Annotated in this window: 19 protein-coding genes and 3 pseudogenes; 6 read left to right on the top strand and 16 right to left on the bottom strand. The window is 70.1% G+C overall.

All coding sequences use genetic code 11. The annotated features are described in order from the left end of the window. Nucleotides 1-117 precede the first annotated feature (117 nt). Nucleotides 118-1,509, top strand: coding sequence for an FAD-dependent oxidoreductase (locus tag GBA65_RS04100; protein ID WP_166395498.1), 1,392 nt, complete (start codon nt 118-120; stop codon nt 1,507-1,509). Nucleotides 1,510-1,583: 74 nt separating this feature from the next. Here GBA65_RS04100 and GBA65_RS04095 read toward each other — a convergent pair whose 3' ends face one another. The 13 genes and pseudogenes from GBA65_RS04095 to GBA65_RS04035 all read right to left on the bottom strand — a co-directional run bounded on the left by GBA65_RS04095 (nt 1,584) and on the right by GBA65_RS04035 (nt 19,393). Beyond that, nucleotides 1,584-2,285: a hypothetical protein gene (locus GBA65_RS04095; protein WP_166395497.1), complete on the bottom strand. Its 702-nt coding sequence runs from the start codon at nt 2,283-2,285 to the stop codon at nt 1,584-1,586. 170 nt (nt 2,286-2,455) lie between these two features. After that, complete coding sequence (locus GBA65_RS04090) at nt 2,456-4,450, bottom strand: alkaline phosphatase D family protein (RefSeq protein ID WP_166395496.1); 1,995 nt, start codon at nt 4,448-4,450, stop codon at nt 2,456-2,458. A gap of 244 nt (nt 4,451-4,694) precedes the next feature. After that, nucleotides 4,695-6,047 carry a TrpB-like pyridoxal phosphate-dependent enzyme gene (locus tag GBA65_RS04085; RefSeq protein ID WP_166395495.1) on the bottom strand — a complete coding sequence of 451 codons (1,353 nt, stop codon included), beginning with the start codon at nt 6,045-6,047 and terminating at the stop codon, nt 4,695-4,697. 95 nt (nt 6,048-6,142) lie between these two features. Next, nucleotides 6,143-6,751 carry a hypothetical protein gene (locus GBA65_RS04080; protein ID WP_166395494.1) on the bottom strand — a complete coding sequence of 203 codons (609 nt, stop codon included), beginning with the start codon at nt 6,749-6,751 and terminating at the stop codon, nt 6,143-6,145. After that, nucleotides 6,673-6,909, bottom strand: coding sequence for a hypothetical protein (locus tag GBA65_RS04075; protein ID WP_166395493.1), 237 nt, complete (start codon nt 6,907-6,909; stop codon nt 6,673-6,675). The genes GBA65_RS04080 and GBA65_RS04075 overlap by 79 nt, the downstream gene beginning before the upstream one ends. An 854-nt stretch (nt 6,910-7,763) precedes the next feature. Beyond that, nucleotides 7,764-8,621 (bottom strand): glycerophosphodiester phosphodiesterase, encoded by an 858-nt coding sequence (locus GBA65_RS04070; protein ID WP_228281662.1) that lies wholly within the window; start codon nt 8,619-8,621, stop codon nt 7,764-7,766. 201 nt (nt 8,622-8,822) lie between these two features. Further along, nucleotides 8,823-10,369, bottom strand: a pseudogene (locus GBA65_RS04060) (bifunctional metallophosphatase/5'-nucleotidase). A gap of 775 nt (nt 10,370-11,144) precedes the next feature. Further along, entirely contained in the window at nt 11,145-12,314 is a 1,170-nt protein-coding gene (locus tag GBA65_RS04055) for an esterase-like activity of phytase family protein (protein WP_166395491.1), read from the bottom strand. A 284-nt stretch (nt 12,315-12,598) separates the two neighbouring features. Then, nucleotides 12,599-13,759: an alkaline phosphatase PhoX gene (locus GBA65_RS04050; protein WP_166395490.1), complete on the bottom strand. Its 1,161-nt coding sequence runs from the start codon at nt 13,757-13,759 to the stop codon at nt 12,599-12,601. Between the two features lie 14 nt (nt 13,760-13,773). Beyond that, nucleotides 13,774-13,998 (bottom strand): annotated as a pseudogene (locus GBA65_RS26075) (alkaline phosphatase PhoX); the annotation flags it as partial. A gap of 310 nt (nt 13,999-14,308) precedes the next feature. Then, nucleotides 14,309-15,079 (bottom strand): serine hydrolase, encoded by a 771-nt coding sequence (locus GBA65_RS04045; RefSeq protein WP_166395489.1) that lies wholly within the window; start codon nt 15,077-15,079, stop codon nt 14,309-14,311. A 601-nt stretch (nt 15,080-15,680) separates the two neighbouring features. After that, nucleotides 15,681-17,454 (bottom strand): annotated as a pseudogene (locus GBA65_RS26070) (S9 family peptidase). Between the two features lie 37 nt (nt 17,455-17,491). Next, the gene (locus GBA65_RS04035) at nt 17,492-19,393 is read right to left on the bottom strand and encodes a propionate--CoA ligase (RefSeq protein WP_407691061.1); all 1,902 of its coding nucleotides are present in this window, start codon (nt 19,391-19,393) and stop codon (nt 17,492-17,494) included. Nucleotides 19,394-19,521: 128 nt separating this feature from the next. Here GBA65_RS04035 and GBA65_RS04030 point away from each other — a divergent pair, with 128 nt between their 5' ends. Further along, on the top strand, nt 19,522-19,956 hold the full coding sequence (locus tag GBA65_RS04030) for a hypothetical protein (protein ID WP_166395487.1): 435 nt from the start codon (nt 19,522-19,524) through the stop codon (nt 19,954-19,956). Between the two features lie 3 nt (nt 19,957-19,959). Here the strand turns inward: GBA65_RS04030 and GBA65_RS04025 are convergent, their stop codons facing one another. Continuing rightward, a complete protein-coding gene (locus GBA65_RS04025) occupies nt 19,960-20,154 on the bottom strand; it encodes an SHOCT domain-containing protein (RefSeq protein WP_166395486.1) in 195 nt (64 codons plus the stop codon). Nucleotides 20,155-20,403: 249 nt separating this feature from the next. Between GBA65_RS04025 and GBA65_RS04020 the strand changes: the two genes are divergently transcribed. The 4 genes from GBA65_RS04020 to GBA65_RS04005 are packed head-to-tail and all read left to right on the top strand — an operon-like array spanning nt 20,404 to nt 23,224. After that, nucleotides 20,404-21,594, top strand: a complete 1,191-nt coding sequence (locus GBA65_RS04020; RefSeq protein WP_166398324.1) for a Glu/Leu/Phe/Val family dehydrogenase — start codon at nt 20,404-20,406, stop codon at nt 21,592-21,594. Nucleotides 21,595-21,604: 10 nt separating this feature from the next. Further along, complete coding sequence (locus GBA65_RS04015; protein ID WP_166395485.1) at nt 21,605-22,135, top strand: cyclic nucleotide-binding domain-containing protein; 531 nt, start codon at nt 21,605-21,607, stop codon at nt 22,133-22,135. A gap of 20 nt (nt 22,136-22,155) precedes the next feature. Further along, nucleotides 22,156-22,671, top strand: a complete 516-nt coding sequence (locus tag GBA65_RS04010) for a cyclic nucleotide-binding domain-containing protein (protein WP_166395484.1) — start codon at nt 22,156-22,158, stop codon at nt 22,669-22,671. A 1-nt stretch (nt 22,672) separates the two neighbouring features. Next, nucleotides 22,673-23,224: a Uma2 family endonuclease gene (locus GBA65_RS04005; RefSeq protein WP_166395483.1), complete on the top strand. Its 552-nt coding sequence runs from the start codon at nt 22,673-22,675 to the stop codon at nt 23,222-23,224. Between the two features lie 25 nt (nt 23,225-23,249). Here the strand turns inward: GBA65_RS04005 and pruA are convergent, their stop codons facing one another. Then, nucleotides 23,250-24,737: an L-glutamate gamma-semialdehyde dehydrogenase gene (pruA, locus tag GBA65_RS04000; protein ID WP_407691060.1), complete on the bottom strand. Its 1,488-nt coding sequence runs from the start codon at nt 24,735-24,737 to the stop codon at nt 23,250-23,252. Nucleotides 24,738-24,821: 84 nt separating this feature from the next. Continuing rightward, nucleotides 24,822-25,733 (bottom strand): proline dehydrogenase family protein, encoded by a 912-nt coding sequence (locus GBA65_RS03995; RefSeq protein ID WP_228281866.1) that lies wholly within the window; start codon nt 25,731-25,733, stop codon nt 24,822-24,824. Between the last annotated feature and the right edge of the window lie 193 nt (nt 25,734-25,926).

Genomic DNA, 25,926 nt, shown 5'->3' with positions numbered 1-25,926 from the left:
CCTTTGGCGTCCCGGGATAGGCCCCGAAACCGTGAACCCCAACCCCACGCGGCCCCGCCCCCGGCGGTAGACTCCGGGCGTTGAGACGGTACGGGAGCTAACGGAGGGCGGGTAGGGATGCGTCTGGTCGTGATCGGCGGGGTGGCGGCGGGGACGAAGGCGGCCTCGCGGGCGCGGAGGCTCGACCCCGACCTCGAGGTGACGATCTACGGGGAGGAGCCGGACGTCTCCATCTCCGAGTGCGGGCTGCCGTACCTCATCTCGGGCGTGGTCGAGCGCCGCGAGGACCTCGTCGCCCGGACCCCCGAGGAGTTCTCCGAGAAGGGCATCCGGACCCTCGCCGGGCACCGCGTCGAGGAGATAGACCCGGAGGAGAAGAGGCTCGTCGTCCGAAACCTGGGGACCGGCGAGACCTTCGAGGACTCCTACGACCGCCTGATCGTCTGCACGGGCGCGAAGTCCGTCGTCCCCCCGGTCGACGGCGCCGACCTCGACGGCGTCTTCCCCCTGCGCTTCCTCACCGACACGGATGCCATCGCGCGCCACATAAGGGAGCACTCGCCGGAGAAGGCCGTCGTGGTCGGGGGCGGTTACATAGGCCTGGAGGTCGCGGAGAACCTGACGGCGCTTGGCATGCAGGTCTCCCTCGTCGAGGCCGCGGACGGCCTCGCGCGCGCGTTCGGCCCCGAGGTCGGCGAGACGATCGAGGCTCACGTGAAGGAGAAGGGCGTGCGGGTCTTCACGGGGGCGCCGGTCGAGGCGTTCGTGGGCGACGAAGACGAGGGGCGGCTCCGGGCGGTGCGCTTCGGGGGGCGGGAGGTCGAGGCCGAGATCGCGATCCTGGGCGTCGGGATCCGGCCGGAGGTCGCCCTGGCGAAGGCCGCGGGGGCCGAGATCGGGGAGACCGGCGCCATCCGGGTGAACAGCCGTCTCAAGACCTCCCTGCCGGACGTCTGGGCCGCCGGGGACTGCGTCGAGTCGACGGATCTCGTCACGGGCGGGCCGACCTGGGTCCCCCTGGGCGACACCGCGAACCAGATGGGCCGGGTCGCCGGCACGAACGCCGCGCTGGGGACCGGGGACGGCGGGGGGCTGGAGTTCCCCGGCGTCCTGGGGACCGGCATCTTCAAGGTCTTCGACCTCGCCGTGGCGGGCACGGGCCTCTCCGAGGAGGAGGCCGAGGACGCGGGCCTCTCCCCCGTCACGGCGCAGGTGACGACCGTGAGCACGGCCTCCTACTACCCGGGCGGCCAGAAGGGCCTCTTGAAGCTGATCGCGGCCGGAGAGACGGGCCGGCTCGTCGGCGCCGAGGCCGTCGGCGAGACGGCCGACAAGCTCGTGGACATCTGCGCCACCGCGATCTGGGGCAGGCTCTCCTACCCCGACCTCGTCAACCTCGACCTCGCCTACGCCCCGCCGTTCGGCCCCGCCCTGAGCCCGGTCATCCAGGCCGCGAGCGTGCTCTCCAACGAGTTCGACCGGCGCGAGGGCCTCCGAGCCACGGAGTAGCGGGGAGGTCCGGCGACGAAGCCGGCCCTCCCCGCTGGAAGCCTGCGGTAGCCGCGAGGGCTACGGGCGGCTCGCTACTCCCCGAAGTCCCCGCCACCGAAGTCCTCGCCGCCCATGTCCTCGACGGCCTCCTCGTAGCCCTCCTCGTACATCTCGTCGCCCATGCCCCCGCCGAAGAAGCCGCCGCCCATGCCGCCCATCATCATGGGGGCGCCTCCGAAGAAGCCGCCGCCGTGGTGGTGGCCTCCGCCGCCGAGCATGCGCGAGAGGCCGTAGGCCGCGATGCCGCCCATGACCCCCTTGGCGACCGGGCTGCTCAGCATGCCCCCGCCGCCGCTCGCGGGGGCGTGTCCCATGCCCCCCGAAGGCCTGCTGCCGCCGCCGCCGCCGGCCAGGCCGCCGAGCAGGCCGCCCAGGAGGCCCGGCTGCTCCTGCTGCACCCGCGTCGTCGTCTGGGCCAGGTACGCCGGGTCCTGCATGCGGTCGTCGATGCCGTCGCCGTTGGCGTCCGGGAAGCTCATCCCCTGCTGGCGCGCGGACTGCACGAGCTGCTGGCCGAGCTGCATCCGCTGCTCGGGCGTCATGTGCGCGAAGACGTCCTGCGCCGACTGCTGAAAGACCTGCGGCGGAAGCTGCGGCGCCACCTGCCCGTAACGGGCCTGCGCCTCCTGCGGCGAGAGGCCGGCCGGGCCCTGCTGCTGGAAGCGGTTGAGAAACTCCTGCTGGTCCTGCGGCAGGTTGCCCATCTGGCCACCCGGATTGTTTCCGGTATTCATAAACGAACCCCTATGGAGAAGTACTGACGCCGTTGCCATTCCCCGCCGAAGACGGCGCCAAACCGCAGCGGTCGCGCTCTGTGTTCCCCGACACGCGCGGCGGCGGGCCGGGAGGTCGACCTCCCGGCCCGCCGCCGCGGGGCTCGTACCCTTCGCCCCGGGGCCGCCGCTCAGGCCACGCCTCCGGGCCCGGGGGAGGGGACGGGGGCATCGGCGGGGATCGGCACGGGTACGCCGGTCGTCTCGTCGACGAGGAGGGGTCCCGTCACGGGCTGGCCGGCGAACGTCGAGCCCCGGGCCGGGACCCTGAAGCGCCTCAGAACCTCGCTCGAGGTCCTCCGGGGGTCGCGCTCCTTTATGGCGCTGCCGTCGTTCTCCGGGGTGACGGGGCCGGTCAGCCTGACCCGCTTCATCGTGCACACGAGGGCGTCCTTCGTCACCTCCATCAGGTTGTAGCCGTGGTCGTTGGAGTTGAAGTACTTTATGTGCGGGTTGCTCGCCGTCACGGCGGCGGTGAACTGGCCGGCGTCGGGGGCGTAGGGGATCGCGCCGAAGCCCATCGTCGCGATCTCGGTGAGGTTCGAGGACGTTACGGAGCCGCAGATAAGCTCCACCCCGACGGGCCGGTTCTCGCCCTGGCTCACGGGGTTGTCGTAGTCCTCCTTGATGTAGCCCGCGATGTAGGAGTGGATGTCGCCGGTGATGCTGACGAAGTTCTCCACGCCCGCGGGACCGGGCAGCGTCCGGTCGTCGCGCAGCCTCCGGGTAATGAAGCGGCGCTCCGCCTGGTAGCCGTCCCACTGATCCAGGGTGATGTAGATGCCCTCGGGGGCGGTGGCCGGGTCGATGCTCGGGAAGAGGCCGTCCCCGCCGAGGTAGGTGTTCGCCACCTTGTTCTGCATAAAGGTGACCTCGTTCCCCCAGACCTTCCACCGCCGGGTGGAGCGCGTGATCCTGTTCAGGAAGTAGCTCAGCTGGTTGGGGCGGGGCAGGTTGTTCTCGCCCGGCGTCCCGGTGCCGAGCATGGTCCGCCCCTCCGCCTCCTCGGCCCCCGTGCCGGGGGTGACGTAGCGGTCGGTCGTCTCGTTGCCGGCCGGGGGGCCGTCGCGGTAGAGACGCTCGTCCGTCATCACGAGCGTCAGGAGGTTGCCGAAGTCGAAGGAGCGGTAGATCACGATCTCGCTCAACGGGTCCTTCGCGGCGTCGTAGGCGACCCTCACCGGGTTGAACTCGGCCCAGGCCCGGTTCGCCGCCTCGCGCCTGCGGGGGTTGTTGGAGGGGGTCGCGTCGGTGCCGCCCTCGTCGGGGGCGTAGGTCTGGTACGCGTCGTTGGCGAACTCGTGGTCGTCCCAGACGATGATCATGGCGTACTTCTCGTGCACCTCTTGCAGGTGCCGGTCGGTCTTGTACTTTTTGTACGCGAACCGGTAATCCTGGAGGGTCAGGCACTCCCGGCCGCCGTCCGGGAAGGTGAAGTTGCGCTCGGGCGGTCCGCCGCCCTGGAAGCTCGACTGCCCGGAGCTCTCGGCCGTCGTCTCGTACATGTAGTCCCCGAGGTGAACGACGAAGTCCAGGTTCTGCTCCCGGGCGAGGTGGTAGAGGGCGTTGTAGTAGCCGTTGGTGTAGTCCTGGCAGGAGATGTAGCCGAAGGAGAGCCTCCCGACGTCCGCGTTCGGCGCGGGAAGGGTCTTGAACCGGCCGGTCCTGCTCGCGCGGCCGGCGTAGTAGAAGCGGTAGCGGTACTTTCTGTACGGCTTGAGCTCCGCCCTCTGGAGCTGCACCTTCAGGGTGTGGTCGCGCGCGGCGCTCGTCTCGGCCACCCCGCTCAGCACGGGCCTGGCGAACGCCTCGGCGTCGCTCCTGCCGTCGTCGAGGGCGACCCGGTAGCCGACCCTCACCCTGCCGCTCGCCGTAGCGGCCCTGCGGACGCGGGTCCACAGCACGATCCCGTTCGGCGCCGGGTCTCCGGAGGCCACGCTCTGCGGGAAGAGCGCGGGGTCCACCCGGTTCGTCCCGAAGAGGGCCTGCGCCTCCGCCTCGCCGATCCCGACCCCGCGCGGGGCCAGCGTACCGGCCCACACCGCCACACCCGTCGCGAGCGAGTACTTCAGAAAGTCCAGGCGACTGACGTAGAAATCCTTCAACCCCTCGGCCCGCTCGTTCAAGACGCCTCCGTTCTCCAACGACACCACGCGACCGGCAAATACTAGCGGCGCGGCCGGTCCGCGTTGTTTCCGCGTCGTAAAGCGGAGGTTAAATCTTCCCGGGCGCGGGGATGAGCTCCTCGTCGCCCCGTCCTCGGGCGCCGGCCCTTCCGGGCGCTCGAACCCGGGACCTCCGCCCCCGACGGGGCTCGTCGAGGGCGGAGGTCCGGCCGGAGGCCGCGCGTCCCCCGGCGTGTAGGCTTCCCTAGCCCGGTATCTGCGCCACGGCGCGGTCGATCTCCTCCTCGGAGTACTCGAGGTCGACGAGCCGGCCGGCCATGTAGGCCTCGTAGGCGGCGAGGTCGAAGTGCCCGTGGCCGCAGAGGTTGAAGAGGATGACCTTCTCCTCCCCCGCCTCCTTCGCCTCCAGCGCGAGGTCTATCGTCGCCTTTATGGCGTGCGTCACCTCGGGGGCTGGGAGGATGCCTTCCGTGCGGGCGAACATCACGCCGGCCTCGAACGTCGGGTTCTGGGGGTACGCCCGCGCCTCGACGAGGCCCTCGTGGACGAGCGCCGAGACTATGGGGGAGTCGCCGTGGTAGCGAAGGCCCCCGGCGTGGATGCCGCTCGGCACGAAGGAGTGGCCCAGCGTGTACATCTTCATCATCGGCGTGGTGGCCGCCGTGTCGCCGAAGTCGTAGACGTAGCGGCCCTTGGTGAGGGTGGGGCAGGAGGCGGGCTCGACGGCGACGATGCGCGTATCCTTGCCGCCCTTCAGGTTCTCCCGGATAAACGGGAAGGCCACGCCCCCGAAGTTCGAGCCGCCGCCGACGCAGCCGACCACCACGTCCGGGTACTCGCCGGCCAGCTCCATCTGCTTCAGCGCCTCCTCGCCGATGACCGTCTGGTGCATCAGGACGTGGTTGAGGACGCTCCCGAGGGCGTACTTGGCGTCGTCGTGCTTCACCGCGTCCTCGACCGCCTCGCTGATGGCGATCCCCAGGGAGCCCGAAGATTCCGGGTCCGCGGCCAGGACGTCGCGACCGGCCTGGGTGAGGTCGGACGGGCTCGCGTGGACCGTGGCGCCGTAGGTCTGCATCATGATGCGGCGGTAGGGCTTCTGATCGTAGGAGACGCGGACCATGTAGACCGTGCACTCGAGGCCCAGAGCCCCGCAGGCGAAGGAGAGGGAGGAGCCCCACTGTCCGGCGCCCGTCTCGGTGGTGAGGCGCCTCACGCCCTCCTGCTTGTTGTAGAAGGCCTGGGGGACGGCGGTGTTCGGCTTGTGCGAGCCCGAGGGGCTCGTCCCCTCGTACTTGTAGTAGATGTGGGCGGGGGTGCCGAGGGCTTTCTCGAGGCGGCGGGCCCGGAAGAGCGGGGTCGGACGCCACAGGGCGTAGGTCTCGCGCACCTCCTCGGGGATCGGGACGTAGCGGTCCGTCGTCACTTCCTGGCGGATGATCTCCTCCGGGAAGATCGGCGCGAAGTCCCCCGGGCCCGCGGGCTCCCTCGTCGCCGGGTTGAGCGGCGGCTCCAGCCCGAACGGCAGGTCCGGGACGATGTTGTACCAGCTCTCGGGAATGGCCTTCTCGTCGAGCGGGAACTTTCTGGGCTCCATGGCAAAACCTCCGGTCTCCTGGCTGTCGGCCGTCAGCTTACAGTCTCGGAGGGGCCGGATCCCGCCCCCGCTCCGGCGGGCGTCCGAAGGCCGCTCTACGCCACCCAGCGGTAGGTCGTGAAGAGGGAGACGAGGAGGATCCCGGCGGCAGAGCTCGCGACGAGGTAGACGACGAGCCCGGCCCTCGTGCGCGAGAGGAGGAAACCGGCGATAAGGAAGACGGGGAACGCGGCGAGCACGAAGCGGGGCATGCTCATGAGCGGGACGTAGGACGAGGGGGCCAGGACCGGCTGGAAGACGAGGACGAGCGCGTAGACCGAGAGGCCCGGGGGCAGGCCGAGGAGCCCCGCGCCCGCCAGGTACAGAAAGACCGCCAGAAAGATCAGGTTCACCACGTTGGAGGCCTCGAAGGCGTGCTCGGGGAGCGGGTCCAGAAAGAGCCTCCCCGGGTGCAGAAAGTGGTCCGCGCCCCAGACGGCGGTCCTCCAGGCCCAGTCCAGCGTCGCGATGGGGTTCGTCAGCCCGCGGCCCCAGTACGTCGTCTGCTCGCTGACGAAGACGAAGGGCTCCCCGAAGCGCGCCCACAAGAACGCCACGTAGGCCAGGAGGCCCGCCGGCACGAGGCTCAGGGAGAGGAGCCCGCCGAGCCCGAACTCCTTGCGGTTGCGCAGCCACTCGTAGCCCAAAGGGATGAGCAGCAGCACCCCGGGGTTTCGGGTGGCGGCGGCGAGGCCCCCAGGGCGCCCGCGAGCAGGAGGTCGCGCCGGACGAGCGCCGCCCAGACCGCGCCCGCCGAGAGGGCGAGAAACAGGGCCTCGGTGTACAGGGCGTTGAAGAAGAAGGCGGTGGGGAAGAACGCCATCGCGAGCGTCGCCCCCTGGCGGCCCGCTCGTCGTAGATCTCCTCGGCTATCCGGTAGACGAAGAAGAGGCCGGCGAGGCCGCACAAGAGCGAGAGCGCGACCCCCGCCGACTCCGTCCCCCCCGGCAGCACGTAGGCCCCCAGTCGCACGAGCAGGGGATACAGCGGAAAGAACACGGTGCTCGTCGGGGAGTGCGGCCCAGAGTAGCCCTCGTTCGCGATCTCGGCGTACCAGGCCCCGTCCCAGTTGGCCCAGTAACCCAGCCTGAACGGCGCGCTCCTGAGCTCGTCGGGCGGCTGCGCGTCGGGCAGGAGGGCGACGGCCAGGCCGCCGGCCACGAAGAAGACGAGCCGCGAGACGCCGAAGACCGCGACGACGAACGGCCACGCCCCGGCCCTCTTCCTGACGTAGGTCGCGGCCACGGAGAGGGCCACGGCGGAGATCCAGAAGAAGCGCGCGAGGGCCAGCGAAGCCTCCCGAAACGCGCGGCCCGCGCCGGTGCTGCCCGCGGGCCACGACGCACCTATCCTCGGCCTAGCCACCCGCCATCACTCACCCCTCCGGGTACGAACCCCTCCGCGAACACGCGTCGTCGAGCGGAGAAACGGCGCCTCCGCGCCCTCCGTTCACGAACCGCTCGGAGTATAGAAAGGCCTATCCGGGCTTAGGTGAAAGCATGCTTAAAGGGCGGTAAACGTTGGGTTCAACGCCGCGGTACGCGCCCGACCGCTCCCCCGGGAACACCGGAAGAGCGGCTCGACGCAGCGGCCGGCGGAGACGCAATGGCCGGCGAGGCGCCCCGGCAGGGGCGCGGACCGCACGGTGCCTCCGGACGGACGGGAGGCGGGGGTGAGTTAGCTTTCGCGGCAGGCGGCGTTCGCCCGCGAAGCGAGGCTCGCGCCGGTCTTTCCGGCCGCGGCGTCCTTGCCGAGGACCGCTTCCAAGCGGTCCGGGAAGTTCGTGAACATGCCGTCCACGCCGAGGTTTATGAGGCCCTCCATCTCCGCCGTCTCGTTGACGGTGTAGGGGTGGAGGTCCAGGCAGCGGGCGTGCGCGGCCTCGACCAGGGGCCGGTCCACGTCGTTTTTGGAGGGCCCGATGCCGACGGCGTACGTCGCGGCGAGGTCGAGGCGGGGCTGTATGGTCTGGCTCGTCTCGGCGCCGGCGTAGAGCTGTATCAGGGGGAGCGAGGGGTCGAGGGCATGTATCTTCTGCAGGCTCGCCGGGCTGAAGGACTGAATGAGGACCTGCCATTTCTCGGCGGCGGGACGCGTCAGGCCGTACTCGTCCATGAGCCTCAGGAGCTCCTCCTCCACGCCGGGGGCGGCCTCGGGGCTCTTCGTCTCGATGTAGTAGTTGACGCTCTTGCGGTAGCGCCCAAAAACCTCTTCGAGCGTCGGTATCCTCAGGCCCACGTACTCCTCGCTCGCGTACTGCGGGTACGCCTCGTTAAACCAGCTCCCCACGTCGCAGGTCTTGATCTGGGCGAGCGTCTTCTCCCGCACGGGGCCGGTGCAGTCGCCGGGGGCGGACTCGGCGGTAGGCCGCGCTGTCCGGTCGAGGGTCTCGTCGTGCAGCGAGACGAGCACGCCGTCCCTCGTCAGCTGCAGGTCCTGCTCTACGTAGTCCGCCCCCATCTTCTTCGCCAGATCGTAGGCGGCGATGGTGTGCTCCGGCGCGTACCCCGACGCGCCCCGGTGCCCTATGTTCAAGACCGGCGCGTCCTCCGCCCCTTCCCGGCGGGCGCCGCTCCGGCCGCCGAGGCCCCGTAAAGGCGCTCGCCGCGGCAGCCGCCAGCGCCAGCAACCCAACCGTCAAAACCGTCACGAGCCTCGCCTGTGCCAATTCGCTCTCCGCTCCCGAGTGGTGGTCTTCGTCCGTCGAGCAGCATAGGGCCAGGCCCGGCCGGTAGGTTACCGTACCGAAAACTCTTCGTTAAATCTCGTTCCGTTCGCGGGGCTATCTTCCGGGCTCAGCCCCGGGTGAGGAGATGCGCCGCTCCCGAAGGGGGTCGGGCGCGGCGAAGGGCTGCGGCATGGCCCCGAGGTGCGCGGCGAGGGCGTCGATGACCTTGCCGGCGACGCGGGGTTTCGTCCCTCTCCGAAGGCCGCGAAGCCGTCGCCGCCGCCCGCGAGGAAGGCGTCGGCCGCGACGGTGTAGGTCGCTCCCCGGTCCATCGGCCGACCGTCCTCCAGCATCGCCCACAGGACGCGACGCCCCTCCGGACGGCCAGGGTCGACGGCGTAGCGCAGGCCGCTCACCCGAGGATGCGCCTCCTGCCGCCCGCGTGCTGCTGCTCCAGAACGCGCAAGACCGCGTCGCCGGTCATCTCGATCCGGACCAGGTCGTCGCCGAAGGGGTGGACGGCGAAGAGCTCGCCGTAGGTCGTGGGCCCGCTCGGCAGGTCCTCCCGCAGCCCGGGGGTGTTCACGAAGGCGAGGTCGGCCCCCGCGTAGGCCCTCTGGCCGTCGGCGACGAGGTCCCCCATCGCGCTCTCCCCGGCCGGGGTGGCGCGGCGCGAGACGCCGCCCGCGGCGTTCGCCACCGTCCGGTCGGAGACGGGCGCGACGCTCTCGCCGTAACGCTCGACGAGGGCGTTCAGGGCGCGGTCGGGGCGCACGGCGTCGCTGAGGGTCGGGAGCACCTCCCCCTCGGCGCGCACGACCTCGCCCGAGCGGCGGTCTATCCTGAGGTCCACGACCGAGAACGCTTCCCCGTACTCGCCCGCCTGCACCACGACCTTACCGCCCACGCGCGCGTCGATGATGTTGTGGGTGTGGCCGGAGATCACCGCGTCCACCTCGTCGCTCATCCGGGCGGTCTCCTCGAAGATTTCGCCTCGCGGAGCCTCCCCCGCCCCTCCCGGCGTCCCGCCCGCGTGCGCGAGGACGATTATCGCCTCGACGCCCTCCGCCTCGAGCGCCGTCGCCTGGCGGTTCACGGCCCCGGCGATGCCCGTGAAGCGGAACGGCTCGGCCGCCTCCGGCATCAGGCCGAGGGGCGTGTCCTCCGTGGTAGCCCCGATAAACCCGACCCTCACCCCGTCCCGCTCCACGACCGCGTACGGCGGCAGGACGGTCTCCCCGGAGCCCCTGTACTGGACGTTCGCCGAGACGTAGGGGAAGTCGGCCCCGAGGAAGCGGCCGTCCGCGGGCCCGCCGCCTTCGCCCCCTCCGCCGTTCAGGAGGCGGAGCATCTCCTCGCCCCCCTCGTCGAACTCGTGGTTGCCCAAAGTGCCGACGTCGAAGCCCATCTCGTTCATGGCCCGGACCGTCGGCTCGTCGCGGTAGCGGCCCGAGACCAGGGGCGAGGCGCCGACCATGTCGCCGGCGTGTACCCGGATGGCGCGCCCCGGGTAGGCCCGCTCCTGCCCGTCGAGGTGGGCGTCGAGGTAGGCGACGCCCCCCACGGCCCGATCCCCCTCCCGAAGCGGCTCCAGGTTGCCGTGCAGGTCGTTCACGCCGAGGATGCGCAGATCGACCGTGTCCCGCTCGGACGCCTGCGCCCGAGCGGGGCCGGTGTCGGGTATCTCGTGGCGTCCCCCGCCGGGCTCTGCGGCCGCCGGGATCAGGGAAGGCGGCAGGACGAGGGCGAGGCCCACGACCGCGGCGACGTGCCACCTGTAGCTCTCAACCACGTGTTCCAACCTCCTCGCGGCCGGCGCTGCGGCCTCCGGGCGGACAAAGAGAGAGGGGCCCGCCGTAGCGGGCCCCTCGGGACTCGAAGTTCATGCGCTTGATCTGCCTCGTCTCCTCGGGCTCCGGCTAGGGGCCTCGTCCTCCGCGCCGGATACCCCCCTCTTCCCGCGGTTCGCGCGGATGGAGCGTGCCGCGGTGCACCGCGTGCCAAGAACGCTCAAGAGAACCTCCCTCCAAGCCGACGGCGTCTACGTGAGGGAGGCTAGCAGCGGCACCGGCGTGCGTTGTTTCCGGTGGGTAAAGAGTGAATTAAAACGGGGTGAAGGGCCGCGTCGCCCGCCGGCTCCGCCCCTGCGACGGCGCCGTCGCCAGGGGCGACCTCCCGGTATTACGGGCCCGGGGAGCCGCCGCCCCCGGCAGAGATCGGGGAAGCAGCCGACTCCGCCCCAGGTACGGCCGGGTCGGATCCCACGCAACCGCGATCCGGTAGCCCTTCGAACGCGCGCTTCCGGCGTCGCGTCCTGCCGAAGATCCGGTACGCCTTCGTCGAGCCTGGCCGCTACCGCCCGAACGGAGACCGATCGACGGTCTCCATCCTCATCTCCCGACCGTCCGGAGACGCTCGCCCTCGACGCCCAGCGCGACGACGCGCGTCACCTGTCCGGCGCTGAAGTTGTCGTCGCTCTGCAGGAGCAGGGACTGCCTGCCACCCGGAAGCCGCGGACCGAGCGCCAAGCTCTCGAAGTTGTCCAGCAGCGGGTTCGGCTGCGTGCCCGGCGTCGTCGCGCCGCTCGACGGGCAGTCGGCGAGGTCTACGAGCAGTTCCTTCTCGAGGGGCTCCAGGCCCGGCGCCGCGAGGCTCGGCTCGTCGGTGACGTCCTCCGCCCCGTCGAGCGAGACGCGGTAGACCCTCACGGTGTTGCCCGCGCCGGATTGGAAGCCTCGCTCCAGCACCAGCAGATCGTCCTCCGAGAGCGCCACGGTCTCGACGACGCCCAGCCCCGGGTCGGCGAGGTAGTAGAGCTCCCCGGCCGGCGCGAAGCCGCCCGGCCCCCTGTCCTCGTAGCGCAGGATGCGGAGGTGAGCCTCCCCCTCCGCGGTCCTCCCGTCCGGGACGAGCGGCCCCTCGACGGCCGTGAACAGGCTGCGGCCGTTCGGGCTCAAGGCGAGGCTCTCGAAGGTCTGGTTGCGCTGAGCCTGCCCCTCCGGCGCGACCCGGAACTTCTGCGGTACGGGCAGTTCTTCCAGCAGCTCGCCCCCGGACGAGAAGCGCCGGATCGAGGGCTCCGTCTCGGAGGAGGCGAGCAGGTCGCCGTCTCGCGCGAGGGCCAGCCCCTCGCCGTCGAGGTCCGAGGCCGTGAACGCCCGGCCGCTCGCGTCCCTCAGGGTGGTGACGTCCAGGATCTCCGGCGTGCCGAGCGCGCCGCCCCTCGTCGGGAGCCCGAGCGTGTAGAACCGGGCCTCTGAGGTTGGGGCCGGCCCGTTGTCCACCAGGCTGTAGTAGAGGCCGCCCCGGCGGCCGTCGTAGGCCAGCGCGGAGAGCCCCCCAACGCTCGTCCCCTCGTACGTTCGCTTGTTCAGCGCGTCCGAGAACCCGAGGAAATCCACCCCGGCGGCGCACTCCGGCGCCCCGGTCCGCGCCGGGGCGGCGCCGACGATCCCGGAGGTCGCCAGGACGAGGAGCGCGGCGGCGGCGCAAGCGGACAGGAACAGCGTGAGCGCAGGGACTGCCGCGGTGCGGGGACGGTTTCTCCTCGGTGGGATCATGCTCTGCTCCTCGTGGTCGAATCGCTCGCCTGTTTCTCCGTGCCCACGCGTGGCTTGCCTGCCGCGGCAAAGGCGGGCTCGGTGAGGGCCTCCGCTTCTCCGTCCATCCCGAAGCCTCCACAGGGGCCGGGCTTCTCCGGACGACCGGTACGGAGCTTACCGGCCGGGCGGGGCCCGGTGGTTACACCGGCGTGAACTCCGTGTAAAACCCTGGCTCGTCGGCCCGGGACGAATAGAAGGGCCCGCCGGAGCGGGCCCTTCGGATGCTGCTTTTTCGGCTCGTCCTACCTGCTCGGGCCGTTGCCGAAGTTCTTGTTGTTGCTCCCCTCGCGCTTCTCGAACGGGCCGTAGATCGCGTAGGTCACCGCGCGCGTCTGCGGGGTGCCCTGGGGCGGCTCGTTCTCGCCGAGGCGGTCGCCCTGCTGGTTGACGTAGAGCGTCTGGCCGTCCGGGTCGAAGCAGGCGCCGCAGAACTCGGAGTCGTTGGTGACCGTCTGGGCGAAGTCGTAGATCTCGCCGTCCTGCGTCACGCCGCGGATAAACTGCTCGGCCGGCCCGTCCTCGCAGAGGAAGATGTCCTGGGTCTGCGGCACGATCGTTATGTTGTCCGGGTTCTGGAGCGTCTGGCTGTCCGTCGAGATGTAGATCAGCGTCAGCGTCTCGCGGCCCGGGTCGTACTCCCAGACCTGGCCGAGCTCCTGCGGGCCGCCCTCCGTGCAGTCGAAGTAGACCTTCGCGCCCTGGCCCTGGCCGGAGACCCAGATCCCCTCCTCGCGGTCGAAGATGGCGGCGCCGTTGTCCTGCGCCTGGAAGCGGGTCGGGGTGAAGTTGGGCACCCGGTCGCGGCGGTTGTCCGTGTCGTCGTCGTGGTCGGGCTCGGGGACCGGCACCCACTCGACCTCGAGCGGCTCGCCGACGACGGTGTAGGCGTCCGCGTTGAACCTCGGCCGGCCCTTCACCGCCAGCGCCTCCAGCGGACCGGTCGTCTCGGCGAGGTTGCCGGACTGCCCGACCCTCTGGTCTGGGGTGTAGCGGTAGAAGCAGGAGCCCCCGGCGCCCCTGATCCTGCGGTCCTCCGTGAGGTAGAGGACGCCGCTTCTCCACGCGGCGGCCTCGTGCACGAAGCGGCCGGCCTGCGGGATCGGCACGGCCTCCACCGGGCCGTCGCTCATCGCGTCGATCTCGAAGATGTAGCCGTGCTTCTTGCCGGTGGCGCCGCGGTTGACGACCTCCTCGCAGGTGATCCACTTCTTGAACGGCATCTCGCCGCCGGCGCAGTTGGTGTCGGTGCCGCCGAGGATGTTGAAGCTGTCGACGACCTCGTATCTGTAGCGCTGCTGGCCGTCCGCGTTCCTGCCGTCCTTGGTGCGCCTGACGACGAGCTTGGTGCAGCCGCCGTTGTAGCTCGGGTCCTCGTCGTAGCGGAACGCGGGCGGCACGACCACGGGATCTCGCCGCGCGAGCGGCGGTTCTCGTGGTTGCGGATGAGGATCGTGGTGTCGCCCCGGGGGTTGACCCCGCCCCCGGCGTCGGGGAAGGCGCCCATCGCGTCGAAGATGCCGGGCGTGATGGTCCCGTCGCGCTGGGGCTCGCCCTGCGTGGAGACTATCTGGTAGTTGAACGCCGCCGGCAGCCTGAGGTCGCCCTTGGGCACGAGCGGCCCGTAGCCCGTGACGCTGGGCATCTCCTGGCCGAGCGCCGCGCGCGCCCCGAGCGACTGCAGCGGCCCCCCGCCGAGCATGACCGCCGCGGCGCTCATCCCCGTTATGCCCAAGAATGCCTTGCGGCTTATGCTACCCGGCCTGCCCCGCACGACTTGTCTCGACTCTTCCTGCATGCTCAAGCTGCCCTCCGGTCCTGGGTTTGTGCCCTTCCGACGGAGAAGGCTAGCAAGCAGGCCGGGCGCCGTTGTTTCAGCGGGGTTAACTTTGCGTAAATATCAGCGCAACCCGATGGGGGCGCGAGACGGGACGCTCCGGGCGCCCGCGGGGCTTCTAGGCCTCCGGCTTCTTCTCGGGCGCCCCCCGGCGGGGGACGGCGAGGGCCTCGTAGGCGACGCGCGAGATCTCCTGCATCGCGGCTCGCGCGGAGCCTTCGCCCGTCCCGCCCGAGAGGACCACGATAAAGTAGCGGCGTTCGGTCCCGTCGCGGTCCTTGTAGAAGACGATCCCGGCGTCCCCGTAGCTGTCCTCGTAGGAGCCGATCTTGTGCGCCACGCGCACGTCGGGGGGCAGGGGGGCGGGGATGCGGTCCTCGAAGGCGGTGTCCGTCATCGCGGAGATCATCTCCCCCGAGAGCTCCCCGTCGGTGAAGGCCGGGTCGCTTATCTTCTGGAGCATCAGGAAGACGTCCTCGGGGGTGGTCACGCCCATGTCGTAGTCCGTGCCCCTCGCCCCGATCTCCCTCATCTCGGCCTGTATGTTCTCCACCCCGAGGCGGCGGTCGAGCATCGCCCACGCGGTGTTGTCGCTCTTGTTGACGAGAAAGTAGGCGCACTCCCGGAGCGTCATCTCCGTCCCCGGCGCGAAGTTGTGCAGCACGCCGGTGCCGTAGCTCTGGTAGTCCCCGGGGAGCAGCGAGATCTTCTCGTCCAGGCTCAACTCCCCCCGGGCCGCCGCCCGGTACAGCGAGATCAGGGTGGGCAGCTTCCCGACGCTCGCCGCGGTGAAGGCCTCCCCGCCTCCGAGCGAGACGCCGCTCCCCGATTCCGGGTCGAAGACGACCACCCCGTAACGCCCGGCGTAACGCCCCGCCGACGCCTCCAACTCCCGCGCAGCCGCTCCAGGTCGGGGCCGGGCTCCGGCGGAGGAGGGACCTCCGGCCGCGGAGCCTCGGGGGCGCATCCTCGACGGCCGGCGCCCCGGCGGAGAGCCGCGCCTCGAGCGCGGGCGATCGGGGGTACGGCAGCTCGACGTGCTGCCGCTCGAAGGCGGGCGCGGCCTCGGGAGCCGGAGGGCCCGCGGGGACCTCACCCGCCGGTTTCGGCGCCCCGGAGGCGGAGGGCGCCGCCAGTAGCAGCAGGCACACGACCCCGGCGGCGGTGCGTGCCCCCCGGCGCCACGAGGCCCGATGCCCCAGCCATCCTCCGCCTATCTTCCGCGCCTCTACGCCCAGGGGGGCCTCCCGAATACCTCATGCTCCGACAACCGACCACGACAGCGTGAGATAACCCGCCCCCCTCAGGGCACACGCCAGGGCGCAGCTTACCGCCTCCCTTAATGAAACTTCAAGAATTGCGATGTGATCCGACACACACGGCGGGCGCGCGACCCCCTCGTGTCCCCGGAGCTAGTACGGGTCGAGCGGAGGCCGGAGGTCGCGCTCTCGACGGCGAGCGCGGCGGCCTCGGGCCGTTCGGTTGCGGGCTTACGGGGCCAGGTAGCGGTCGAGGAAGGCGGCTATCTTCGGGTAGGCGTCGAGGCGGTTCTCGAGCTTGGTGAGGCCGTGGCCCTCGTCCTCGTAGAGGAGGTACTCGACCGTTCCGCCGTTCCCCTGCACCCGCTCCACGATCTGCTCGGCCTCCCCCACCGGCACCCTCGGGTCGTTCTTGCCGTGGACGACCATGAGGGGGGCGGAGATCTTCTCGGCCTTGTGGATCGGGCTTATGGACTCCAGAAACTCGCGGTCGTTCTCCAGCGAGCCGTACTCGGGCTCGCGCAGCGCGCGGCGGTAGGAGCCGGTGTTCTCCAGAAACGTCACGAAGTTCGCGATCCCCACGATGTCCACGCCCGCGGTCCAGAGCTCAGGGTACTCCGTGAGCGCGGCGAGCACCATGAACCCGCCGTAGGAGCCCCCCATCACGGCGACCCGCTCGTGCCCGCGCCCGCGCAGCCAGTGGGCGGCGTGCGCGAGGTCGGCGACGGAGTCCATCCTCAGGCGCACGTCGTCGAGGTGCGTGTACGCCTTGCCGTAGCCCGTCGAGCCGCGCACGTTCGGCGAGAAGACCGCGTAGCCCCGGGAGAGGAGAAACTGCGTCACGGGGCGAAGAGGGCCGCGACTGGCTCTCGGGGCCGCCGTGCACGTTGACGACGACCGGGGCGCCAGCCGTCCCCTCGGGCTCGTACAGGAGCGCGGGCACCTCGCGTCCGTCGAACGAGGGGTAGCGCACGATCTCCGGCCTGCGGAAGGTCGCGACCGGGATGCCCGCCGTCGCCGAGCGCGTGAGGCGCCTGGGCTCCCCGTCGGGGACGTCCACGACCCACACGTCGGGGTTAAGGTTCGGACCGGTCAGGGTGAAGGCGAGCGCGCGAGAGTCCGGGGAGAAGGAGAAGCCGCCGAAGATGCCGGGCGGTATCTCGGGTTGGGGGCGCGTCTGCCCCGGCCGTTGAAGAGCAGAAAGTCCGAGAACCCTCGACGTTGCGGGAGACGGCGAGCCAGCGGCCGTCCGGCGAGAGCTCGACGCCCTCCACGTCCCAGTCGTCGGGGGTGAGGTGCTCGATCTCCAGACTCCCAGGTCCAGCCGGGCCAGCCTCATAAAGTCCCCGTCCCGGTCCGTCGCGAGAAACAAGCTGCCGCCGCCCGCCGCGACCTCGGCCCCGAGAAACGCGCGTCGCCCTCGTGCGGCGTCAGGAGGGTCGCCTCGCCGCTCGCGAGGTCCAACCGGTACAGATCGTTGTTCAGGTTCGAGTGGTGGCGGGAGACCACGAGAAACGAGCCGTCCGGCGACCAGGCCTGCACCGTGTGGTAGCCGGAGACCTCCCAGACCGTCTCGGGCTCGTCCCCGGGGGCGAGGCCCTGCGTGAAGACGTCGAAGTCGGTGCCGTTGCGGCGCGTCGCGGTGTAGGCGATGCGGGAGCCGTCCGGGGAGAAGCCGCCGAAGTAGTGGATGGCGCCCGGGGCGCGCGTGAGGTCCCGGTCCTCGCCGGTCGCGGGGTCGAGAAGGAAGAGCTGCGAGCGCTCGTTGCCCCCGAGTCCATCCCGTAGACGAGCCTGTTCTCCGCCGGGGAGTAGTGGGCGCCGGAGACGCGCTCGCCGTGAAAGGTAAGCTGCTCCGGCCAGCCCCGCCCGCGGAGGCCGCCACCTCCCAGACCTGAGGGACGCCGGTGATCTCCGTGAGAAAGGCGACGCGGCGGCCGTCGGGGGACCACGTAGCACCCGAGGCCCCCCTTATCTTCAGGTACCGGGCGAACTCGTACCGCACGAAACGCGCTCCTCTCGACGGCCTACGGGGTAACCCCCTATCCTTCCCCGGAGGTGCCCGAGCGCAAGCTCTCTAGGGCGGCGGGGTCCTCCAGCGTCGAGAGGTCGCCCGGGTCGCGGCTCTCGGCGAGGGCCTGGATGCTGCGCCGGAGCATCTTCCCGCTCCTCGTCTTCGGCAGGGCATCGACGAAGTGGATGGTGGCCGGGCGCGCTATCGCCCCGACCTTCGTCGCCACGATCTCCTTTATGGAGCCCTCGAGCTCGGATCTCCCGTCCTCCGTCTCCAACTTATCGCCGCTCTTCGCGACGACGTAGGCGAAGACGACCTGCCCCTTGTCCTCGTCCTTCACGCCCACGGCGGCGGACTCGGCGACCTCGGGGTGGTCGCTTATCGCCTCCTCGATCTCGCGCGTCCCCAGCCGGTGCCCGGCGACATTGATGACGTCGTCCGAGCGGCCCATGATGAAGTGGTAGCCCTCCTCGTCCTTCGTGGCCCAGTCGAAGGTCGAGTAGAGCTCCTCCGGGAAGTCCGAGAAGTACGTCTCGACGAAGCGCTCGTCGTTCCCCCAGATCGTCGACATGCAGCCCGGCGGCAGGGGCGGCTGGATCACGAGCACCCCGCGCTCGTTCGGCCCGACGGGCTCGCCGGTCTCCTCGTGGACCAGCTCGACGTCGTAGCCCGCGCACGGGAAGCCCGCAGAGCCCGCCTTCACCGGCGCGTCCTCCAGGCCCGGCATCATCGCGGCCAGGATCGGCCACCCCGTCTCCGTCTGCCAGTAGTTGTCGCGCACGGAGACGCCGAGGGATTCGGAGGCCCACCGCGAGGTCGGCTCGTCCAGCGGCTCGCCGGCGAGGAAGAGCTTGCGCAGGGAGCTCGTGTCGTGGCGCTTCATGTACTCGGGGTCCTGCTTGCGCAGGGCCCGGATCGCCGTCGGCGAGGTGAACATCGTGTGGACGCCGTAGTCCTCCACGATCTTCCACCAGATGGCCGGGTCCGGCCGGATCGGGAGCCCCTCGTAGAGGATCGAGGTCATCCCGTACAGGAGCGGCGCGTAGACGATGTACGAGTGCCCGACCACCCACCCGACGTCCGACGCCGTGAACATCGTCTCCCCCGGCGCCGAGTCGAAGACGTGCTCCATGGAGGCCGCGAGCGCGACCGCGTAGCCGCCGGTGTCGCGCTGCACCCCCTTCGGCGTCCCCGTCGTCCCCGACGTGTACAGGATGTAGCTCGGCTCGCTCGACTCCACCCACTGCACCGGCACCTCGGCCCCCGCGTGCTTCTCGCGCAGCTCTGCGTAGTCGAGGTCGCGGCCATCGACGAGCTCCAGGTCCTCGTCGATGCCGCGCCGGCAGAACAGCACGCTCTCCGGCGGGTGCTCGGCGGTCTCCAGAGCCTCGTCGACGAGCGGCCCGTAGGGGATCACGTTGCCCCCGCGCATCCCGGCGTCGGTCGTGACCATCACCCTCGGCTTCGCGTCGTCGATCCTCTTGGCGAGGCTGCCGGCGGCGAAGCCGCCGAAGACCATGGAGTGAATAGCCCCGAGGCGCGCGCAGGCCAGCATGGCGAAGACCGCCTCGACCATCATCGGCATGTAGATGATGACCCTGTCCCCCCTGCCGACCCCGAGCTCCCGGAGGGTCGCGGCGAAGGCGTTGACCTCGGCGTAGAGGTCCCCGTAAGTGTAGCGCTCCTCGGCGCCCGTCTCCGTGGAGACGTAGATTATGGCGTCCTGGTCCTGACGCTCGTCGAGGTGGCGGTCGATGGCGTTGTAGCAGAGGTTCGTCTCCCCGCCGACAAACCAGCGGGCGAAGGGCGGCCGGCCGAAGTCGCAGACCGTCTCGAAGGGCTTGTTCCAGAAGATCCTCCCGGCCTGCTCCGACCAGAAGCCGTCCCGGTCCTCGATCGAACGCCGATGAAAGGCCTTGTACTCCTCGATGCTCAAGGTCGCCTCCTCTTCCCCGCCGAAGTTTCTAGCTTGCGGCGTCCCCACGCCGTTGGGGCGCATTCTAGCGTAGCCGCCCCCGTCCCTGTAACGTGGGGCGAGACGCGGAGGGAGCGTGCGGGATGCGTTGGATCCGGAAACTCTTCGGCGGCGAAGGGGAGCGCGGACGGGAGCCGGAAGGAGGCCCCCGGCGCGTCCTCTCCCCGGAGGAGACCGAGAAGATAGGGACGGAGGAAGACCTCCTCGTGGGCTACGAGGCCGCCCTCGAACGGAACACGCAAGCGGCGCGCGCCGAGGGCCGCGGCGACGTGGAGGCGGCGATCCGCCTGTACGAACTCAGCGTGGCCGAGGAGTTCGTCGGCGCCCACCCTTACGAGCGGCTCGCCGCCCTGCACGAGAGCCGCCGGCGCTACGCCGAGGCCCTCCGCGTCACCGAGGCCTACGTCCGCCTCGCCCGGAGCGGCAGGCTGCCCCGTGGCTCCCAGCGCTCCGCCGACCGCAAGCTCCCCGAGTTCGAGGCCCGCGCCGAACGGTACAGGAGGATGCTGGAGAGCTAGTCCCTAACCCTCCAGGACGCTCCGCATCTGCTCGAACTCCTGGCGGGAGAGCTCACCCCACGCGTAGCGCTCCCGCACGATGCCCATGGCCGCGGAAGGGCCTCCCGAGCCGGGCTTCATCCGCGCCATGAGGCGTCTCCCCGAGAGCAGGATCGCGAAGAATACGGCGAGAAAGACAAACACATCCAAGATAGACATGGGCATTACGTAGCTGAATAGCACCTCCGCGAAGCTGGGGACGTAAGGGGACAAGAGTTCTCCTTTCCCGAGGAGATGACAGGTCTGCATCAACTATACGCATCCCCACAGCCAGGAACGAGCCCGCCGGCACTCGTGCCGTCCGTTTCGTGGCACCCGGCGCGGGCATATAATCCCGTCGGGACCCATGACGAGAGGAACGGTGGACGCGTGAGCTTCGAGGACACCAACCGCTTCTTCGGTCGGGCGATGGACGTGATGGACGTGGGGCAGAACATCGAGGCCCTGCTCGTCACCGCGAACCGCTCCATCTCCGTCAAGATACCGCTGGAGCTCGACGACGGCACGATCCGGGTCTTCAAGGGCTACCGCGTCCAGCACAACAACGCCCGCGGCCCGTTCAAGGGCGGCTTGCGCTACGCCCCCGACGTCGACCTCGACGAAGTACGCTCCCTCGCCTCCCTCATGACCTGGAAGACCGCCCTCACCCGCCTCCCCTACGGCGGCGCCAAGGGCGGCATCGCGGTGGACGTCAAGGAGCTCAACCGGGGCGAGCTGGAGCGGCTCACCCGGCGCTTCGTCAACCGCATCCACGATTTCATCGGGCCCCAGACCGACATCCCGGCGCCGGACATGAACACCAACGCTCAGACGATGGCCTGGATCATGGACCAGTACTCCATGCTCCACGGCCACAACCCCGCCGTCGTCACCGGCAAACCCGTCGACCTCTACGGCGCCGAGGGCCGCGAGTCCGCGACCGGCCGCGGCGTCGTCTACGTCATCGAAGAGCTGATGAAGGACGAGGGCCGGGACCTCGCCGAGACCACCTTCTGCATCCAGGGCCTCGGCAACGTCGGCTCCTACGCCGCCCGCTTCCTCGACGGGCTCGGGGCCAAGATCGTCGGCGTCTCCGACGTCTCCGGCGCCGTCTACGACGAGGCGGGGCTGCCCGTGGGGGAGATCCTGGAGCACGTCCGGAAGGGCGGCGACGTCAAGGGCTACGCCGGCGGCGACGCGCTCCCGGGCGAGGAGCTCCTCACGCTCCCCTGCGACGTCCTCGTCCCGGCCGCCGTCGGGGACGTCATAAATCGGGAGAACATGCGGGAGATCCGGGCCTCCTACATCGTCGAGGCGGCGAACGGCCCCGTGACGCCGGAGGCCGACGACCACCTCAGGGAGCGCGGCGTGATCCTGGTCCCCGACATCCTCGCGAACGCGGGCGGCGTGGTCGTCAGCTACTTCGAGTGGGTCCAGAACCTTCAGAACTTCTCGTGGAAGGAGAAGCAGGCGAACGCCGAGCTTCACTCCACCATCACGGAGGCGTACCGCAGGGTCCGAAAGCTCGCGAAGCGCCGCGGCCTCGACCTCCGCACGGCGGCCTTCGTGCTGGCGATAGGGAGCGTGGGCAAGGCGACCGTCCTACGGGGCATCTACTAGGGGAGCGGGCATGAGCCAGAACGACATCAAGACGGCGCGCATCTTCGACTTCCTCACCGAGGAGGAGAGCGAGGAGTTCGTGAGGGTCTCGGAGCCCGTGGTCTTCGCCCCCGGCGAGACCATCATCGAGGAGGGCGGCGAGCCGAGCAGCCTCTTCGTCCTCACCTCCGGCGTCGTCGAGGTCACGAAGCGCGTCCCCGGCGACGGCCCCAGAAAGCTCGCCGAGATAGACGCGGGCGACGGTCGCACCGTCGTCGGCGAAAGGGGGCTCCTGGGCTCCAGCGGCGCCTCGGCGACGGTGCGGGCCGGCTCCGGCGGGCCCGTCGAGGCCATAAAGATCCCGCGGGAGGCCTTCCGGGCCATGATCCGGGCCGGCAACCCGGCCGCCTACAAGCTCGCCACCCGGATAACCCGCCTCCTCGCCCGCCGCCTCACGCGCCTCGACGAGGAGGTCGTCGGCGCCATCCGCGAGCTCGACCGCCGCGGCGAGACCGACCTCGACGTCTTCCGCGACAAGCTGGTCACCGAATGGACGATCTAGAACCCGGGAGGAGAGCGAACGTGCAGCCGACCCTGGAGACCCTGCCGCTGTTCAGATCCCTCACGCCCGAGGAGCGCTCCGAGCTGGAGTCGCTCCTGGAGCCCGCGAGCTTCGCCGAAGGCGAGGACCTCATCACGGAGGGCGGCCCGGAGGAGCACCTCTACGCCCTGACCTCCGGCGAGGTGGAGGTACACAAGGAGGTGGTCCCCGGCCGGCGCCAGCACCTCGCGACCATGCGCGCCCCGACCGTCGTCGGGGAGATGGGCCTGATGACCACCCCGAAGGCCACGGCGACCGTCACCGCGAAGAGTGACACGGCGGGCTGGCGCCTCCCGCGCGCGGCGTTCCTCGAGAAGCTCGACGCCGGCTCCGTCGCGGCCCACAAGGTCGCCTACGAGATCGGGCGCACCATCGCCGGGCGCATGGCCGACACCGACGAGGCGGTCGCGAGGATCGTCGCCCGCCTCGACGACGCCTCCTCCGACCGGGACTTCGAGGTCTTCGGCGACAAGCTCATGCGCGACTGGAGCTTCTAGGGTGGCCGAGACGAGCACGGTTACTACCGCCGAGGACCTGCTCCGCCTCCCCGACGACGGCAAGCGACGCGAGCTCGTAAGAGGGGAGTTGAGGGAGATGGTACCGGCGGGCGCGAGGCATGGCAGCGTGGTAATGGCCCTGGCTGCCCCGCTGAGCCAACACGCCAGGACCTCGCGGCTGGGCATCGTGCTGGCCGCGAAGACCGGGTTCCGGCTCTCTCGAAACCCGGACACGGTCCGCGCCCCCGACGTCTCTTTCGTGGCGCGGGAGCGTGTGCCCGTGGGAGGACCACCAGACGGGTACTGGGACCTCGCCCCCGACCTGGCCGTCGAGGTCGTCTCCCCGAACGATGCCGCCGCCGAGGTACAGGCGAAGGTCCAGATGTGGCTGGAGGCCGGGTCCCGGCTCGTGTGGGTCGTCTACCCCGCCACCCGCTCCGTAGTGGTCCACAGATCCCTCAAGGACATAAGCACCCTCACGGCCGCAGATGTCCTCGACGGAGGCGAGGTGGTGCCCGGCTTCGAGCTCTGCGTCGCCGAGGCCTTCGAGTAGTACCCGGAGGGCGTCCTGCTCGTCCCTAGAACCTCTCGACGACCGTCCGGGCGAGCATGTGCAGCGGCAGGTAGTCGGGGCCGCCGGCCTTGGAGTCGGTGCCGGAGAGGCCGAGGCCGCCGAAAGGCTGGACGCCGACTAAAGCCCCCGTGATGCCGCGGTTGAAGTAGACGTTGCCGGCCTTGAACTCGTGGCGGGCGCGCTCGAGGTGCTCGCGGTTTCTGGAGTAGACCCCGCCGGTGAGGCCGTAGGGGTTGTCGTTGGCGATCTTGAGGGCGTCGTCGAAGTCGCGGGCGCGGATCACCGAGAGGACGGGGCCGAAGATCTCCTCCTGCGCTATCTTCGCCCCCGGGTCGACGCCGGCGTAGATCGTGGGCGGGACGAAGTAGCCGTTCTTCGGGTCGCCGGGGTCCTCGCCGAGGACGCGCTCGCCCTCGTCCTTGCCGACGTCGATGTAGCCCGAGACCTTCTCGAACTGCGGCTCGCTTATGACCGGCCCCACGCTCACGTCCGCGGACTCGGGGGCCCCGATCTTCAGCCCGCGGGCACGCTCGACGACCTTGCCGAGCACCTCGTCGTAGACGTCGGCGTGCAGGATGGCGCGGCTCGCGGCGCTGCACTTCTGGCCCGAGTAGCCGTAGGCGCTCTTGACGATGTCGGCGGCGGCGGAGTCGAGGTCGGCGGAGTCGTCTACGATCATGGCGTCCTTGCCGCCCATCTCGGCGATGACCCGCTTGATCCACCGCTGCCTCTCCACCTGCCTGGCCGCGAGCTCGTTGATCCTCAACCCCGTCTTCATCGAGCCGGTGAACGAGACGAAGCGCGTCCGCGCGTCGGAGACGAGGTAGTCCCCTATCTCGGAGCCGTACCCCGGCAGGTAGCCCATCACGCCGTCGGGGACGCCGGCCTCTTCGAAGATCTCCGCGACGAGCGCGCCCGTGATCGGGGTGAACTCGCTGGGCTTCATCACGACGGTGTTCCCCGCGACGAGCGCCGCGCTCGCCATGCCGGTGAGGATGGCCGTCGGGAAGTTCCACGGCGCTATGACCACGCCCACGCCCATCGGCTGGTAGAAGTAGCGGCTCTCCTCGCCGGGGACGGCGTAGATCGGCACCCCGTCCTTGAGCCGGAGCATCTCCCGGGCGTAGTACTCGAGGAAGTCGATGGCCTCGGCGACCTGCGCGTCGGCCTCGGACCAGGGCTTGCCGCCCTCGTAGACCTCCCAGGCCAGAAGCTCGAACTTCCTGCGGCGCATGATGCCCGCGGCCCTCAGCATGATCCTGGCCCGCGCCTCGGGCGTCGTCCGGCTCCACGAACCGAACGCCTCGGTCGCGGTCTGAAGCGCCATGTCGGCCTCGCGCTCGGTGGCCCTCCCCGCATACCCGACCACCCGCGACGGGTCCGAAGGGTCCAGGGACGCTATCTCCCCGTCCGTCTCGATCCTCTTGCCGCCGACGATAAGCGGGTAGCTCCGGCCCAGGGCACCGCCGACCCCCGCGAGCGCCGCGCGCATCTTCTCCCGTGGCCCCTCGTCCGACCAGTCCTGATACTTCTCGTTCTCGTAGGGTATGAGTCCCACGGCTGCCCTCCCGATCTTCTAGCGACGCTTGATGAGCCCCAGGGCGCCGCCGACGACGTCCTGGGCGACGTACCTGGCTATCTTCGGGTTCTCCTTGAGCCTGCGCGTCGAGTACTCGTACCAGTCCTTCCCGAACGGCACGTACACCCGCACCTTCTGCCCGCCCTCGACGAGTATGCGCCTCAACTGCTCGTCCACCCCGAGGAGCATCTGGAACTCGTAGCCCCCCTTCGGAATCCCGAGCTCGTGCGAGACCCTCAGGGCGTGCCAGACGAGGTACTCGTCGTGGGTGGCGACCCCCACGTAGCAGCCCGCCTTCATGAGCTCCTCCAGGAGCAGGACGAAGTTCTGGCGGACGGTGTCGAAGCCCTTGTAGGCGACCTCGCGCGGCTCGACGTAGATGCCCTTGCAAAGGCGCACGGAGACCCCGGCCTCGGCCAGGAGCCGCACGTCCCCGAGGCTCCTCCGGAGGTAGGCCTGGACCACGGCGCCGGTGTTCCCGTGCCGCTCGTGCATGTCCAGCACGATCCGGATCGTGCGCGCCGTGTAGGAGGAGTCCTCCATGTCCACGCGGACGAACCGCCCCCTCTCCCCGGCGTAGACGATCACCTCCTCGAGGTTGCTCCTGCACAGCCCCTCGTCGAGGTCGAGGCCGAGCCCCGTGAGCTTCACCGAGACGCCGCTCGCGAGGTCGTTCTCCACGACGGCGTCGATCACCCGCTTGTACTGCTCGAGCTTGCCGGCGGCGTCGGCGCGATCCTTCGTGGACTCCCCGAGCACGTCCAGCGTGGCGACGCAACCCTGCTTGTTCAGATCCCGCACGGTGCCGATCGCCTCTTCGAGGTCTTCGCCGGCCATGTAGCGGCGGGAGATCCTGCGCACCACCGGACGCGGTATGGCCGGCACGGAGTTCGCGATCACCCTGTCCACTATGCCCAAGCTCGAAGCCTCCGCGTACCCTCGCTTCCCTTACGGGGCATTCTAACCGACGCGCTCGATCGCCATCGGCCCGGACAAGCATACTCCTAGCCTTCTCTTCCCCGACATTTTTGCTACTCTTTGCACGAGAGCCCTGTCCCGAACGGTGGCGGAGACCGGGCATGAGGACGAAAAATAGTATATT

The organism is Rubrobacter marinus, from assembly GCF_011492965.1.
GTDB lineage: Bacteria > Actinomycetota > Rubrobacteria > Rubrobacterales > Rubrobacteraceae > Rubrobacter_F > Rubrobacter_F marinus.
The sequence above is the reverse complement of the archived record's forward strand: the minus strand, read 5'-3'. Positions and strand labels throughout refer to the sequence as shown.

What these genes read in the sequence shown, in the direction of transcription:
- GBA65_RS04100 (WP_166395498.1), top strand. Translation starts at nt 118, where the DNA reads ATGCGTCTGGTCGTGATCGGCGGGGTGGCGGCGGGGACGAAGGCGGCC.
- GBA65_RS04095 (WP_166395497.1), bottom strand. Translation starts at nt 2,285, where the DNA reads ATGAATACCGGAAACAATCCGGGTGGCCAGATGGGCAACCTGCCGCAG.
- GBA65_RS04085 (WP_166395495.1), bottom strand. Translation starts at nt 6,047, where the DNA reads ATGGAGCCCAGAAAGTTCCCGCTCGACGAGAAGGCCATTCCCGAGAGC.
- GBA65_RS04075 (WP_166395493.1), bottom strand. Translation starts at nt 6,909, where the DNA reads ATGGCGTTCTTCCCCACCGCCTTCTTCTTCAACGCCCTGTACACCGAG.
- GBA65_RS04055 (WP_166395491.1), bottom strand. Translation starts at nt 12,314, where the DNA reads ATGATCCCACCGAGGAGAAACCGTCCCCGCACCGCGGCAGTCCCTGCG.
- GBA65_RS04030 (WP_166395487.1), top strand. Translation starts at nt 19,522, where the DNA reads ATGCGTTGGATCCGGAAACTCTTCGGCGGCGAAGGGGAGCGCGGACGG.
- GBA65_RS04025 (WP_166395486.1), bottom strand. Translation starts at nt 20,154, where the DNA reads ATGTCTATCTTGGATGTGTTTGTCTTTCTCGCCGTATTCTTCGCGATC.
- GBA65_RS04020 (WP_166398324.1), top strand. Translation starts at nt 20,404, where the DNA reads ATGGACGTGATGGACGTGGGGCAGAACATCGAGGCCCTGCTCGTCACC.
- GBA65_RS04015 (WP_166395485.1), top strand. Translation starts at nt 21,605, where the DNA reads ATGAGCCAGAACGACATCAAGACGGCGCGCATCTTCGACTTCCTCACC.
- pruA (WP_407691060.1), bottom strand. Translation starts at nt 24,737, where the DNA reads ATGCGCGCGGCGCTCGCGGGGGTCGGCGGTGCCCTGGGCCGGAGCTAC.